At 72.7% G+C, this 13,010-nt stretch carries 14 protein-coding genes, 1 tRNA gene and 3 pseudogenes; 13 read left to right on the top strand and 5 right to left on the bottom strand.

Going from position 1 to position 13,010, the window contains the following annotated elements; all coding sequences use genetic code 11:
• From H5J33_RS09645 to H5J33_RS09635, 3 pseudogenes are all read right to left on the bottom strand, one after another.
• A pseudogene (locus tag H5J33_RS09645) lies at window positions 1-262 on the bottom strand (aminoglycoside phosphotransferase family protein); the annotation flags it as partial.
• A 53-nt stretch (window positions 263-315) separates the two neighbouring features.
• A pseudogene (locus H5J33_RS09640) lies at window positions 316-1,152 on the bottom strand (M24 family metallopeptidase); the annotation flags it as partial.
• Window positions 1,152-2,423: pseudogene (locus tag H5J33_RS09635) on the bottom strand (penicillin acylase family protein); the annotation flags it as partial. The pseudogenes H5J33_RS09640 and H5J33_RS09635, both read right to left, overlap by 1 nt.
• An 80-nt stretch (window positions 2,424-2,503) precedes the next feature.
• Between H5J33_RS09635 and H5J33_RS09630 the strand changes: the two are divergent.
• The 3 genes from H5J33_RS09630 (at window position 2,504) to H5J33_RS09620 (ending at window position 4,643) form a co-directional block, all read left to right on the top strand.
• On the top strand, window positions 2,504-3,247 hold the full coding sequence (locus H5J33_RS09630; protein WP_181794466.1) for a siderophore-interacting protein: 744 nt from the start codon (window positions 2,504-2,506) through the stop codon (window positions 3,245-3,247).
• Window positions 3,248-3,284: 37 nt separating this feature from the next.
• Window positions 3,285-3,872 carry an HhH-GPD-type base excision DNA repair protein gene (locus H5J33_RS09625; protein ID WP_181794465.1) on the top strand — a complete coding sequence of 196 codons (588 nt, stop codon included), beginning with the start codon at window positions 3,285-3,287 and terminating at the stop codon, window positions 3,870-3,872.
• Between the two features lie 75 nt (window positions 3,873-3,947).
• Window positions 3,948-4,643 carry an HdeD family acid-resistance protein gene (locus tag H5J33_RS09620; protein WP_181794464.1) on the top strand — a complete coding sequence of 232 codons (696 nt, stop codon included), beginning with the start codon at window positions 3,948-3,950 and terminating at the stop codon, window positions 4,641-4,643.
• Between the two features lie 69 nt (window positions 4,644-4,712).
• Here H5J33_RS09620 and H5J33_RS09615 read toward each other — a convergent pair whose 3' ends face one another.
• Window positions 4,713-6,275 carry a helicase HerA-like domain-containing protein gene (locus tag H5J33_RS09615; protein ID WP_181794463.1) on the bottom strand — a complete coding sequence of 521 codons (1,563 nt, stop codon included), beginning with the start codon at window positions 6,273-6,275 and terminating at the stop codon, window positions 4,713-4,715.
• Window positions 6,276-6,408: 133 nt separating this feature from the next.
• Here H5J33_RS09615 and H5J33_RS09610 point away from each other — a divergent pair, with 133 nt between their 5' ends.
• Entirely contained in the window at window positions 6,409-6,705 is a 297-nt protein-coding gene (locus H5J33_RS09610) for a type II toxin-antitoxin system VapB family antitoxin (RefSeq protein ID WP_004943146.1), read from the top strand.
• Window positions 6,706-6,803: 98 nt separating this feature from the next.
• Complete coding sequence (locus tag H5J33_RS09605) at window positions 6,804-7,457, top strand: LytR C-terminal domain-containing protein (protein WP_258564980.1); 654 nt, start codon at window positions 6,804-6,806, stop codon at window positions 7,455-7,457.
• A gap of 23 nt (window positions 7,458-7,480) precedes the next feature.
• On the opposite strand, the gene upp is transcribed toward H5J33_RS09605, so the two are convergent.
• Window positions 7,481-8,116, bottom strand: a complete 636-nt coding sequence (gene upp / locus H5J33_RS09600; protein ID WP_030786066.1) for a uracil phosphoribosyltransferase — start codon at window positions 8,114-8,116, stop codon at window positions 7,481-7,483.
• Window positions 8,117-8,196: 80 nt separating this feature from the next.
• Here upp and H5J33_RS09595 point away from each other — a divergent pair, with 80 nt between their 5' ends.
• From H5J33_RS09595 to H5J33_RS09560, 8 genes are all read left to right on the top strand, one after another.
• The gene (locus H5J33_RS09595) at window positions 8,197-8,391 is read left to right on the top strand and encodes a hypothetical protein (protein WP_309485367.1); all 195 of its coding nucleotides are present in this window, start codon (window positions 8,197-8,199) and stop codon (window positions 8,389-8,391) included.
• Window positions 8,392-8,693: 302 nt separating this feature from the next.
• Window positions 8,694-9,227: a hypothetical protein gene (locus H5J33_RS09590; protein WP_181794467.1), complete on the top strand. Its 534-nt coding sequence runs from the start codon at window positions 8,694-8,696 to the stop codon at window positions 9,225-9,227.
• A gap of 89 nt (window positions 9,228-9,316) precedes the next feature.
• On the top strand, window positions 9,317-9,778 hold the full coding sequence (gene tadA, locus H5J33_RS09585; RefSeq protein WP_181794461.1) for a tRNA adenosine(34) deaminase TadA: 462 nt from the start codon (window positions 9,317-9,319) through the stop codon (window positions 9,776-9,778).
• A gap of 69 nt (window positions 9,779-9,847) precedes the next feature.
• Window positions 9,848-9,932 (top strand) — tRNA-Ser (locus H5J33_RS09580).
• Between the two features lie 156 nt (window positions 9,933-10,088).
• Entirely contained in the window at window positions 10,089-10,268 is a 180-nt protein-coding gene (locus tag H5J33_RS09575) for a hypothetical protein (protein ID WP_030786078.1), read from the top strand.
• 9 nt (window positions 10,269-10,277) lie between these two features.
• The gene (locus H5J33_RS09570) at window positions 10,278-10,571 is read left to right on the top strand and encodes a Dabb family protein (RefSeq protein WP_181794460.1); all 294 of its coding nucleotides are present in this window, start codon (window positions 10,278-10,280) and stop codon (window positions 10,569-10,571) included.
• A 183-nt stretch (window positions 10,572-10,754) separates the two neighbouring features.
• Window positions 10,755-11,591, top strand: coding sequence for an RNA polymerase sigma factor SigF (locus H5J33_RS09565; RefSeq protein ID WP_030786081.1), 837 nt, complete (start codon window positions 10,755-10,757; stop codon window positions 11,589-11,591).
• A gap of 368 nt (window positions 11,592-11,959) precedes the next feature.
• Window positions 11,960-12,916 carry an RNA polymerase sigma factor SigF gene (locus H5J33_RS09560; protein ID WP_181794459.1) on the top strand — a complete coding sequence of 319 codons (957 nt, stop codon included), beginning with the start codon at window positions 11,960-11,962 and terminating at the stop codon, window positions 12,914-12,916.
• Window positions 12,917-13,010: the final 94 nt, after the last annotated feature.

Raw genomic sequence — 13,010 nt, 5'->3', positions numbered from 1 at the left:
CGTGCGCGACGCTGACCGGGACGGCGACCGGCAGCTGCGGGCGGACCAGGTCGCGCAGCCGCAGTTCCCGGCGGCGGCGCGTGGACGCCTCCCGGTCGGGCGCGAGGCGCAGCACATGGCGGTCGCCGATCCACCAGGTGTACTCCCGATCCGGCGACACGGGCCGCACGTCGGGCCCGCCGGTGCCGTCGCGGCCCTCCTTGAGCAGCGAACGGACCAGTCTGCGGACGGTGTCCGCGGTGGGTGTCGGTGCCTGGGTCATGGGTGCGCGCGTCGCCGTTCCGGTGTCGTCGGGGTGGGATCTCGCGGGCGGTCTCAGTCCACGGTGACCATCTCCCGGGTGGTGTTGTTCAGACGCCGGCCGCCGTCCTCGGTGACGGTGACGATGTCCTCGATGCGCACCCCGAAGCGGCCGGGCAGATAGATTCCGGGCTCCACGGAGAAGCACATGCCGGGCACGAGCGGCTGCTCCTCGCCCTCGATCATGTACGGCGGCTCGTGCGTGGTGACGCCGATGCCGTGCCCGGTGCGGTGGATGAAGTACGGGCCGTACCCGGCGTCGGCGATCACCGCGCGGGCGGCGCGGTCGACGTCCTGGCAGGCCGCGCCGGGTCGGACCGCCTGGTAGCCGGCCTCCTGGGCGGCGCGTACGACATCGTGCACCCGGCGCTCCTCCTCGGTGGGTTCGCCGACGTGGACCGTGCGGGTGGTGTCGGAGCCGTAGCCGTCCTTCAGGCCGCCGAAGTCGAGGACGACCATGTCGCCGGGCCGGATCTCCCGGTCGCCGACCTCGTGGTGCGGGTTGGCGCCGTTGGGTCCGGAGCCGACGATGGTGAAGTCGACCTGTTCGTGGCCGAAGCGGCGCAGCAGGCCGGCGAGGTCCCGGCCGACGTCGGACTCGCGGCGGCCGGCGAAGGGAAGCTTCCGGATCTCCTCGAACGCCTGGTCGGCGGCGGCCCCCGCGGCGGCCAGGAGGTCCAGCTCGGCCTTGTCCTTGACCGCGCGCAGCATGGGCAGGGCGTCGGTGAGGGCGGCGTAGGAGGTGCCGGGCAGGGTCCGCTGGAGGCCCAGCAGATGCATCGCCCAGGTGTTGTCGCTGATGCCGAACCGGCCGCGGTCCTCGAGGAGGCCGGCGGTGACGGCGTAGGGGTCTCCAGGGCGCGGTCGACGTCGGCGACGGTGCGGGCGCGGAGGAGGGGGAGGAGGGCGCCGAAGCCGAGGTCCCCGGTGACGCGGGGCGGGTAGCGCAGGGCGAGCGCCTCGGCTTCGCCGCCGGCCGGGCCGCGTCCCCCGCACGCGGCACCCGTACGGCCTTCACCGCCGGTCACGGGTTCGTACGGCGGTTCCTCCCCCGGCCCCACCGCTCCCAGGCCAAAGTCCACGCCCGGCCCCACCGGTCCCCCGCCCGAGTCCGGACCCGGCGCGCCCTCCGTCCCGCGCCCGGAACCCGCCGGTCCGTACCCGGACCCCGCCACCCCCGGCACGCCGATCGCGTCCAGGCCCTCCGGGCCGCCGGCTATCACCGGTCCCCGGGGTGTCTCGATGAGTTCTATCTCCAGCGGCGGTTCGGACGCGATGTGGACGGTCTCCGTGTGGCGGCCGGCGCGGCGCCAGGTGCCGTCCGGGCCGAGGGCCTCGACGCCCGCGCCGGTGCGGCGCAGCCGCTCGCGGTAGAGGTCCTGGTAGTCGGCCATGGCGTTGGTGATCGCCCAGGCGACCGTGCCGGTGTGGCCGAAGTGCGGGATGCCGGGCACGCCGGGCACGGCCAGGCCGACGACGTCGAACTCGGGGCAGGCCAGGCGGATCTGCTGGTAGACGCCGGGGTCCTCGATGAACCGGTGCGGGTCGCCGGCGAGCAGCGCCTGACCGGTGGCGGTGCGTTCGCCGGTGACCAGCCAGCCGTTGCTGCCCGCCGTGCCCGTCCCGTCGGTGGCGAACAGGCCGACGGCCTTCGGACCGAGGTGCCGTACCGCCTGCTCGCGCCAGAGCTTGGCGGGGAACCCGGCGAACAGGATGTGCGTGCCGAGCCAGACAGCGAGCGGCGTCCAGGGCTGCCAGCGGCCCGGGGTCAGCCCGGTCCGGGCGAACTCGGGTGCGCGGCGGGCGCCTTCGGCCAGGCCCTCGTTGACGCCGGTGACGTACGCCCGTACCCAGTGCGCCGTCTCGGCGTCCCGGCGCTCCAGCGCGGCGAAGCAGCGCCGGGCGGTGTCCGCGAGCCGGGCCCGGCGGGCGAAGACGTCCCAGGACAGGGCGTCGGCGCCGAGGAAGGACGCGGACGTGCCCTGCGCCCGGTGCCGCTCGACCTCCAGTTGCCAGGCCCGGTCGTGCGCGGTCACCAGGCCCTGGCCACGGGCGAGTTCGCGGGTGCCGGACGCGCGCAGGTGGGGGACGCCCCAGGCGTCGCGGTGGATCTCGACGGCCACGAGGGACCCCCTCTGAGATTTAGGTTAGCCTTGCCTAAGTACTTTCTGTGGCGGAATCGTACGCGAACGATGGAGGGGGCATGGGACAGGGGCGGGGCTGGGAAGGCGCGGTGCTACGGCTGCTGCGCGCCAAGGACTTCGTACTGACCGTCCTCGAAGCCGAGGACGTGACCCCTCGCTACCGGCGGCTCCGGCTGAGCGACGGCGGGCTGCTCGCCACGGCCGGCGTCCATCCGACGATGTGGGTCCGGCTGTGGTTCTCCGACCGGGGCCGGCCGCACCAGCGGGCCTACACCCTGGTCGACCCCGACCCGGTCACCGGCACCTTCGGGCTGGAATTCGCCCTGCACGAGGGCGTCGCCTCCGACTGGGCCCGGACCGCGCGGCCCGGCGACACCGTCGAGGCCACCGTGCAGGGCACCGGCTTCCAGCTCCCCGACCCCGCTCCCTCCCACCTCGTCGCGATCGGCGACCCGGCCTCGCTGCCCGCCGTCAACTCCCTGCTCGGCGCCCTCGGTTCCGCCCCGGCGACCGTCTGGTTCGAGGGCGACCCGGCGGGACTGCCCTGCCGGACCGCTCCCGGCCGGCACGAGATCCGGCCGGTGCCGCGCCGGGACGCGGGCGCCCACCTGGTGGAACGGGTCCGCGCCGAGCTGCCCGCCGTCCTCGTCGGCACCCCGCACCCGTACGTCTGGATCGCCTGCGACACCACGACCACCCGCACCCTCGCGGCCTGCGTGCGCAGGGAACTGGGCGTGCCGAGACAGCGGGTGCACGCGCTCGGGTACTGGCGCGCCCGGCCCGCGCCCCGGGGAACGGACTGAGCGGGCGGGGCGGGCGGGGGCGCGGGATCATCGACGCATGGACGTCACCCTGCACCTCGCCCAGGACCCCGCGGCCGACGCGCTGCTCGGGCGCTCGCCGCTCGCCGCGCTGACCGGGATGCTGCTGGACCAGCAGATCCCGATGGAGTGGGCGTTCAAGGGCCCCCGGACCATCGCCGACCGGCTCGGCACCGAGGACCTGGACGCCCACGAGATCGCGGCGATGGACCCGGAGGCCTTCGCCGCGCTGCTCTCCGGCAAGCCCGCGGTGCACCGCTACCCGGGCTCGATGGCCAAGCGCATCCAGCAGCTGTGCCGGTACCTCGTCGAGCACTACGACGGGGACGCGGAGGCGGTCTGGCGGGACGCCGGCAGCGGGCCGGAACTGCTGCGCCGGCTTCAGGAGCTGCCGGGGTTCGGCAAGCAGAAGGCACAGATCTTCCTGGCCCTGCTCGGCAAGCGGCTCGGGGTCGCCCCGGAGGGCTGGCGGGAGGCCGCCGGCGCCTACGGCGAACCCGGCTCCTTCCGGTCCGTCGCCGACATCACCGGCCCGGAGTCGCTGGCCAGGGTGCGCGCCCACAAGCAGGAGACGAAGGCGGCGGCCAAGGCGGCGAAGAAGAAGTAGGAAACAGCGCGACCCGCGTCCCCCACACGGCTGACCCTGGTGGCCGTCGCCCCCCGCCCGCTCCGAGCATGAGGCATGACCGAGCCACCGCGCGGCGGCCCCGCCTGGGACCGCGAGTACGACGACCGGCACGTCCACGCCACGGAACCGCCCCGGGGGCACCCGGCGGCGGAACCGGCCCGCGGCCACCCGGAACCGGAACCGCCGTTCGAGGGCCCGCTGCACGCCCTGTCCCGGGCCGCCTGGCAGGCCGTCCTGCTCACCGGGGCCGGCTCCCTGGCGCTCGGCGTCCTGGTGCTCGTCCGGCCGGGCGACTCCTTGCTCGCCGTCGGCGTCCTCTTCGGCCTGTACCTGCTCTACACCGGGGTCTTCCAGCTGGTCACCGCCTTCGGCACGCACCAGGCGGCCTCGCTGCGGGTGCTGGCCTTCATCAGCGGCGCGCTGTCGATCCTGCTCGGCCTGCTCTGCTTCCGCGGGCCCATGCGGTCGCTCCTGCTGCTCGCCCTGTGGATCGGCATCGGCTGGCTGTTCCGGGGGATCACCCAGTTCCTGGCCGCCGTGCACGATCCCCGGATGCCCGCCCGGGGCTGGCAGATCTTCCTCGGGGTCCTCACCTTCGTCGCCGGGATCGTGCTCATCGACTCGCCGTTCGGGTCGGTCGCGGTGCTCACCCTCGTCGGCGGGATCTGGCTGGTCGCGGTCGGCGTCGTGGAGCTCGTCACCGCGCTGCGCATGCGCGCCCGGGCACGGCGGGTGCCGCGGACCCTGTGAACCGCCGCCCGCCGCAGCGGCGGTGGGCGGGCGCATGACCACCGGCCGGCCCCTGGCCCGGGCCCCGGCTTACCTCCTCCGCCGGGCCGTGCCGAACAGCGAGCGGGTGATCTCCCGGCCCAGCTGGGTGCCGACCGAGCGGGCCAGCGATCTGAACACCCCGCTGCCGACCACCTGTTCGACCAGCGACGGTTCCTCCCGGGGCCCTTTCCGGGACGCCGGCGCCGGTGCCGTCTCCGGGGGCCGGGCCGCGTTCAGCCTCTCGTACGCGGACTCGCGGTCCACAGCCTGTGCATAACGTCCGTGGAGCGGGGAGCGCCGGACCGCCTCGTCCAGTACGGCGGTGTCCACCGGGCCCATCAGGGACCGAGGGGCGCGCAGCCGGGTGGCGGCGACCGGGGTGGGCGCGCCGGTCTCGCCCAGCACGGTCACCACGGCCTCGCCGGTGCCCAGCCCGGTGAGCAGTTCCTCCAGGTCGTACGGTGACTCCGGAAAGGTCCGCACGGTCGCGCGCAGGGCCTTGTGGTCGTCCGGGGTGAAGGCGCGCAGCGCGTGCTGGATCCGGTTGCCGAGCTGGGCGAGGACGTCGCCGGGCACGTCCTTCGGGGTCTGGGTGACGAAGAAGACGCCGACTCCCTTGGAGCGGATCAGCCGCACGGTCTGGGTGACGGACTCCAGGAAGGCCTTGGAGGCGTCGTCGAACAGCAGGTGCGCCTCGTCGAAGAAGAAGACCAGTTTCGGCCGGTCCACGTCGCCGACCTCGGGCAGGTCGTGGAAGAGGTCGGCGAGCAGCCACATCAGGAAGGTGGAGAACAGCAGCGGCTTGTCCTGGACGGCGGGCAGCTCCAGCACCGACACGACGCCCCGGCCGTCCGGCGCCGTGCGCAGCAGGTCGGCCGTGTCGAACTCCGGCTCGCCGAAGAAGTCGGCCATGCCCTGGGCCTCGAACGCCGTCAGCGAGCGCAGGATCACCCCGGCGGTGGCGGAGGACAGCCCGCCGACGGTCTTCAGCTCGGCCCTGCCCTCGTCGGAGGTGAGGAAGGCGGTGACCGCGCGCAGGTCCTTGAGGTCGACCAGCTCCAGGCCCTTGGTGTCGGCGTAGTGGAAAATCAGGGCGAGGGACTGCTCCTGGGTGCGGTTCAGCCCGAGCACCTTGGCCAGCAGCAGCGGACCGAAGCTGGTGACGCCGGCCCGTACCGGAATGCCGTGGCCGAGGCCGCCGAGCGCGTAGAACTCCGCCGGGAAGCCGGCCGGGGTCCACTCCTGGCCGACCTCGCCGGCCCGCCGCCGCACCCGGTCCCCGTCCTGCCCGGGGCGCGCGATGCCGGACAGGTCGCCCTTGACGTCCGCGAGGAACACCGGCACGCCTTGCGCGGACAACTGCTCGGCGATCAGCTGGAGGGTCTTGGTCTTGCCGGTGCCGGTGGCACCCGCGACCAGGCCGTGCCGATTGAGCACGGACAGCGGGACGCGGACCGGCGCGCCGGGAAGGCACCGCCCGTCCCACAGGAGGGCGCCGAGGTCGAGCGCGGGACCGGCGAAGGCGTAACCGGAGGCGATCCGCCGGGCCGGTTCGGGCGGTGCGGCGGCCTCCGGGGTGCCGGCGGGCGGCACGGACTCGCTGTCACTCATCTCGGCCCCTGTTCCCGTAGCGACCCGTATGACCGTTTGGTCCGTCTTTCACCTGTCTTCGGTCCGTCTTTTCAAGCGTCGCACCGGGCCGCCATGGCTGCGCCCGGAACGTCTGGGCCGGTAGGCTTTCCGTGTGATCTTCAAGCGCATCGGAAACGGCCGGCCGTACCCCGACCACGGCCGGGAGAGCACCCGGCAGTGGGCGGACGTCGCGCCGCGCCCGGTCCGCCTCGATCAGCTCGTGACCACCAAGCAGCAGCTCGATCTGGAGACCCTGCTGGCGGAGGACTCGACGTTCTACGGCGACCTCTTCGCGCACGTCGTGAAGTGGCAGGGCGACCTCTATCTGGAGGACGGGCTGCACCGCGCGGTCCGCGCCGCCCTCCAGCAGCGCCAGGTGCTGCACGCGCGCGTGCTCGAACTCGACTGACCCGGCACGACACGGCCGTTGGCCCTTTCGGGTTCCGCTGAGCACCCTCGGCTGATCATCTGATAGGCATCGCCGCCCGGGCGCACTACGCTGCGCTCATGAGCATGCTGACTCCCCCCGGCATGGGCGGCCAGTACCGGATCACGGGGGACAAGTACCCCCGCATGCGTCCGTCCCGCCGGCGCGGCAGGCTCGTGGCCGCCGCGGTGGCCTCCGCCGCCGTGCTCGGTCTGCTCGGCTGGGGCACCGTGCAGCTCATCGACGTCTTCACCGGCGGCCACGGCGGCACCACGGCGGCCGGCCGCACGGCGCACTGCCGTACCGGGACCGCCGCCCGGGCCGGCCAGGCCCCCGCCGCGCAGGCGAAGTCCCTGCCCGCGCCCGGCCGGATCACCGTGAACGTCTACAACGCCACCCCGCGCGGCGGGCTCGCCAAGAAGACCGCGGACGAACTGCGCCGGCGCGGCTTCAGGATCGGCAAGGTGGGCAACGCGGCCAAGGAGTACGACAAGAAGGTCAAGGGCCCGGGCCTGCTCCTCGGCTCCCCCGCCGCCCAGGACACCTCGCTGCGGGTGCTCGCGACCCAGCTGTCCGGCGCGTCCCTGCGCGCCGACGCCCGCCAGGGCGCCGAGGTGGACCTGGTCATCGGCGACGCCTTCACGGCCCTGACCCGTCAGCAGACGGCCGACAAGGCCGTGACGACGCTGACCGCCCCGGGCACCACCACGGCCCCCGTGAAGAAGACCTGCTGATCAGCGCCCCGTAGGCGGGCGGACTACTCGGCGGACCCGTACAGCCGGTCCCCGGCGTCCCCGAGCCCCGGCACGATGTACCCCTGCTCGTTGAGGTGGTCGTCCACGGCCGCGGTGACCACGGTCACCGGCGTGCCCGCCAGCTCGCGCTCCACCACGGCGACCCCCTCGGGGGAGGCCAGCAGCACCACGGCCGTCACATCGTCCGCACCGCGCTTGATCAGTTCCCGGATCGCCGCGACCAGGGTGCCGCCCGTGGCCAGCATCGGGTCCAGCACGTACACCTGGCGGCCCGACAGGTCTTCCGGCATGCGCGAGGCGTACGTGGACGCCTCCAGCGTCTCCTCGTTGCGGATCATGCCCAGGAAGCCCACCTCGGCGGTCGGCAGCAGCCGGACCATGCCGTCCAGCATGCCGAGACCGGCCCGCAGGATCGGCACCACCAGCGGACGGGGGCGGGCCAGCTTCACACCCGTGGTGCGGGCGACCGGTGTCTGGATGTCGACGGCCTCGGTGCGCACGTCCCGCGTGGCCTCGTAGGCGAGCAGGGTGACCAGCTCGTCGGCGAGCCGCCGGAAGGTCGCGGAGTCGGTGCGCTGGTCGCGCAGCGTGGTGAGCTTGTGAGCGACCAGGGGGTGGTCGACGACATGGAGACGCATGCTCCTAACGGTACCTGCGCCTCCGGCCGCCCTCACGCTGGCGTCAAACCGGCCGTCCGGGGGAAAGTGGGAAGGACGGAGTGGGGTGGTGTGACGTGTCCGACCTGCCTGACCAGCCCGACAAACCCGAGACCGACGCCGAACGCCGCAGGCGGCGCGCCCGGTTCCTGCGCGATCTCGCCGAGGCCCGGGAGCTGCGCGCCCGGGTGCGGCCCCGGCGCACCAAGGCCGCCCGGCTGCGCCAGGCGCTGCGGATGCGCACCTTCCGCTGGTAGTCCCGCGGGGCCGCCACCGGCGCGGAAGAGCGGCACCCGCACCGGTGTTGGACAGGTGGCCGTGCGTGAGCCCGGGGAAAAGCCGCGTACGATCCGCAGGTGGCGGCAACGAGTGCGCTGCTGAGCCGATCACGGATCCACGATCGAAACAGCCAGACACAGGGAGCCGAAGACGTCCCCTGAACGCCTTGTTTCTGCCACGATTCCGAGTGGGTGGGGCTCGGAGCCCAGCTCTCTCCGCCCAAGTACCTCCGCCGGGGGGACCCCCAACCGGCACGCCTATGACCAGTGGGAGAGTCACGGTGTACTTCGCCGCACTGCTCGCGCGCACCGAAGACGGGTGGGAAGCGAGCGACACAGAGCTCGACGATGTGGAGACCCTGTCGGATCTGGCCGACCTGGCCCGGGAAGCCTCTCCCGACGAGGACACGGTGCTCGTCCTGATCGAACAGGAGGACTCCTGGTTCGGTGTCGTCCGCGTGGACGGCGAGGACGACCCTCGCATCTACGTCTCGGACGCCGCCGCCGCCCGCCGCAGCGCCTACGGGGAGCTGCTGCTCACCGACGAGCTGCTCGGCCGGGAGCCCGGCGCGGACGACGGCCCCGACCTGGACGCCCTCGACCTCGACGGCACCGAGGACGGCGAGTCCGAGGACGACGACGAGGAGGTGGTCGGCGCCGCCGACGCGGTGACCCACAGTCCGGTGGGCGACAACGGCATCCTCGACGACCTGGGCATCAGCGAGAAGGAGCTGCGTTCCCTGGACGCGAACGACGCGCTGAACACGATCGCCGAGGCGCTGGGCGCCTCGGAGGTGCTGGAGACCGTCCGCTGACCACGGCACGGAATCCGCAGGACACCCCGGACCCGGGACGGAGCCCGCAGGGCGCCCCGGACCCGGTTCGGGACCGCTGGCGGGCGGCGATGCGGCTCGCCCTGGACCAGGCCGCACTGGCCGTCCGGGGCGGCGACGTCCCCGTCGGCGCCGTCGTGCTGTCCCCGGACGGTACGACCGTGCTCGGCGCCGGGCACAACGAGCGTGAGGCCACCGGCGATCCCACGGCCCACGCGGAGATCCTCGCCATCCGGCGGGCCGCGGCCACCCTGAACGAGGCGGCGGGCGCCGGGCGGCGGGCACGCGAGTGGCGGCTGAGCGGCTGCACGCTCGTGGTGACCCTGGAACCGTGCACGATGTGCGCCGGCGCGCTCGTCCAGTCCCGGGTGGACCGGGTGGTCTACGGCGCCCGGGACGACAAGGCGGGCGCCGCCGGCTCCCTGTGGGACGTGATCCGCGACCGGCGGCTCAACCACCGCCCGGAGGTGATCGAGGGCGTCCTCGCGGCGGAGTGCGCCCGGCCGCTCACGGAGTTCTTCCGGGAGCGCTGAACCGGATCACCGGACGCCGCCGGCATATCGATTTCGAACCATGCCGCCCTGTGCTGTAGGGTCTCCCTCGGTAGCGTGTCCGAGCGGCCGAAGGAGCTCGCCTCGAAAGCGAGTGTGGCGCAAGTCACCGAGGGTTCAAATCCCTCCGCTACCGCTTCACGAGAGGCCCCGTCACGCGACGGGGCCTCTCGCGTGTTCCGGGTCACAACGGATGGGCGCCGGTGGGCCGTCGGCCCGGCGCGCGGGGCCCGGAGGTTACACTCGCGGCCGGCAGCAGGGGGCCTCGGGGCCCGGCACAGGGGAGGCCGTGGTGGCGGTGAACGTCAAGAAGATCGCCGTGTACGTACTGGTGGTCTTCGCGCTGTACGTGATCATCACGGACCCGGCCAAGGCGGCCGACTACGTCCAGATAGGCTTCGAAGGCATATCGGACGCGGCCGGAGCCATCGGGGACTTCATGACCTGGGCCGCCAACGGAGGAAAGAGCTGAGGTACCCCCATGATCCGCCACCTGGTCCTCTTCAAGCTCAACGACGGGGTCCAGCGCGACGACCCGCGGGTCGTGGCCGGTGCCGAGGCCTTCCGGGCCCTCGGCGGACAGATCGAGGAGCTGCGGTTCTGGGAGTGCGCCTGGAACATCAGCGAGCGGCCCATCGCCTATGACTTCGCGATCAACTCGGCCGTCGACGACGCCGACGCCCTCAAGCGCTATCTGGAGCACCCGGCCCACCAGGCGGCCGGCGCGCAGTGGCGCGAGTTCGCCACCTGGGTGATCGCCGACTACGAGTTCTGAGCCCCAGGCCCCCGAAAGCCCCCCGCCGGCCGTTTCCGGCGGGGGGCTTTCGCATGGGCTCCCACCCGTCAACTTGTCGGTATCCGGCGACAACACGGCGTTATCGGGTGCTTGCACACAGTGCACATGTCTTGTGATGCTATGACCGCTTTTGACGGATGATTGACGGACGAAGAGGTGGCGTTGACCGTGTCGGCCAGTACTGCGCCCCCTCAGGACGAGGCGGCGTCCCCGACCCCGTCGGCCCCCGGAAAGCGGCGTGGCGCGGACACCCGCGCCCTGACCCAGGTGCTCTTCACCGAACTGAAGCAGCTGACCCCCGGCACGCCGGAGCACAACCGGGTGCGCGGGGCGCTGATCGAGGCGAACCTCCCGCTCGTGCGCTATGCGGCCGCCCGCTTCCGCTCCCGCAACGAGCCGATGGAGGACGTCATCCAGGTCGGCACCATCGGCCTGATCAACGCCATCGACCGGTTCGACCCGGACCGGGGCGTGCAGTTCCCGACCTTCGCGATGCCCACCGTGGTCGGCGAGATCAAGCGCTACTTCCGCGACAACGTCCGCACCGTCCACGTCCCGCGCCGGCTGCACGAGCTGTGGGTGCAGGTCAACAGTGCCACCGAGGACCTGACCACGCTCTACGGCCGCTCGCCGAGCACCGCCGAGATCGCCGAGCGGCTGCGGATCAGCGAGGAGGAGGTGCTCAGCTGCATCGAGGCGGGGCGCTCCTACCACGCGACCTCGCTGGAGGCCGCCCAGGAGGGCGACGGACTGCCCGGCCTGCTGGACCGGATCGGCTACGAGGACCCGGCCCTGGACGGCGTCGAGCACCGCGACCTGGTCCGCCATCTCCTCGTCCAGCTCCCCGAGCGGGAACAGCGCATCCTGCTGCTGCGCTACTACAGCAATCTGACCCAGTCCCAGATCAGCGCCGAACTCGGCGTCTCCCAGATGCACGTCTCCCGGCTGCTCGCGCGCAGCTTCCAGCGGCTGCGCTCGGCGAACCGCATCGACGCGTAACCCCCGAACGGTACGCGGACTTCTCCGCACCGGGCCGGGGCGCGCCGGGTGTCGGCCTGGTGCATGACGGGCGCACGGAAGCACGGCACCGACGGTGCTGCATCGCAAACCCGATCGATCGGTAACCGGCGCGAGCGAATCGCTCACCAGGGCAGATGCCGACAGACACGGCCCGAAACCCCGTCAGACCCCTTCTCTGCAGGGGCGTTTCACGTTTCGCATGTCGACATGTCGGTACAGCGCGTTGCCGACATGTGACATTCTGCGGGAAGCGCGTTTGCCGTGGCTCCGGCTCCGGTATTCAGGTGAAGGCTGCGTTGCTCGAAGACGGCGCCGCCGCGACCGTCCCGCGACCCAAAGGGGGTGGCATGTCCGCAGACCAGGGCAGCTCGAAGGTGCTGACGCCCACGAAGAGCGAGGCAGCGCCCAAGGAGCTCGACGCTCTCGACGTCCTCGACGGCTTCGAGGGTGTCACGGCCCTCGACGCCGTGCCGGCCCTCGACACCGTGCCGGTCCAGGCCGTCGACCCGACCGCCGAAGCGCTCCCGGCCCCTCAGGCGGCGAACATCGACACCCGCACCCTGTCCCGGTCGCTGTTCCTGCGCCTGACCGCGCTGGAACAGGACAGCCCCGAGCGGGCGTACGTCCGGGACACCCTGATCGAGCTGAACCTCCCGCTGGTCCGGTACGCGGCGGCCCGCTTCCGCTCCCGCAACGAGCCGATGGAGGACATCGTCCAGGTCGGCACCATCGGCCTGATCAAGGCGATCGACCGGTTCGACTGCGAGCGGGGCGTGGAGTTCCCGACGTTCGCGATGCCCACCGTGGTCGGTGAGATCAAGCGCTTCTTCCGGGACACCTCGTGGTCCGTTCGGGTGCCGCGCCGCCTCCAGGAGCTGCGCCTGGCCCTGACCAAGGCCAGCGACGAGCTGTCCCAGAAGCTGGACCGCTCGCCCACGGTCACCGAACTGGCCGCGGTGCTCGGCGTCTCCGAGGAGGACGTGGTCGACGGCCTCGCGGTCGGCAACGCCTACACCGCCTCCTCCCTCGACTCCCCGGCCCCCGAGGACGACGGCGGCGAGGGCTCGCTGGCCGACCGGCTCGGCTACGAGGACACGGCGCTGGAGGGCGTGGAGTACCGCGAGTCCCTCAAGCCCCTGCTGGCCAAACTCCCGCCCCGGGAGCGCCGGATCATCATGCTGCGCTTCTTCGCCAACATGACGCAGTCGCAGATCGGCGAGGAGGTCGGCATCTCCCAGATGCATGTCTCCCGGCTGCTCACCCGGACGCTGGCCCAGCTGCGCGAGGGCCTGATCTCGGACTGAGGTCCACCCGCCCGCTCTTCTTCTGACCTTCCGTCACGCGGCCGTCGGGGCGCCGTCACGGCGGCCGTCGTCGTCCTGAGCGCGTGGTGCCGGC

Origin of the sequence: Streptomyces sp. WELS2 (assembly GCF_013870595.1) — a bacterium.
In the GTDB taxonomy this organism is placed as follows: domain Bacteria; phylum Actinomycetota; class Actinomycetes; order Streptomycetales; family Streptomycetaceae; genus Streptomyces.
Note: the sequence above shows the minus strand (reverse complement) of the source record. Positions and strands in the feature narration are given on the sequence as shown.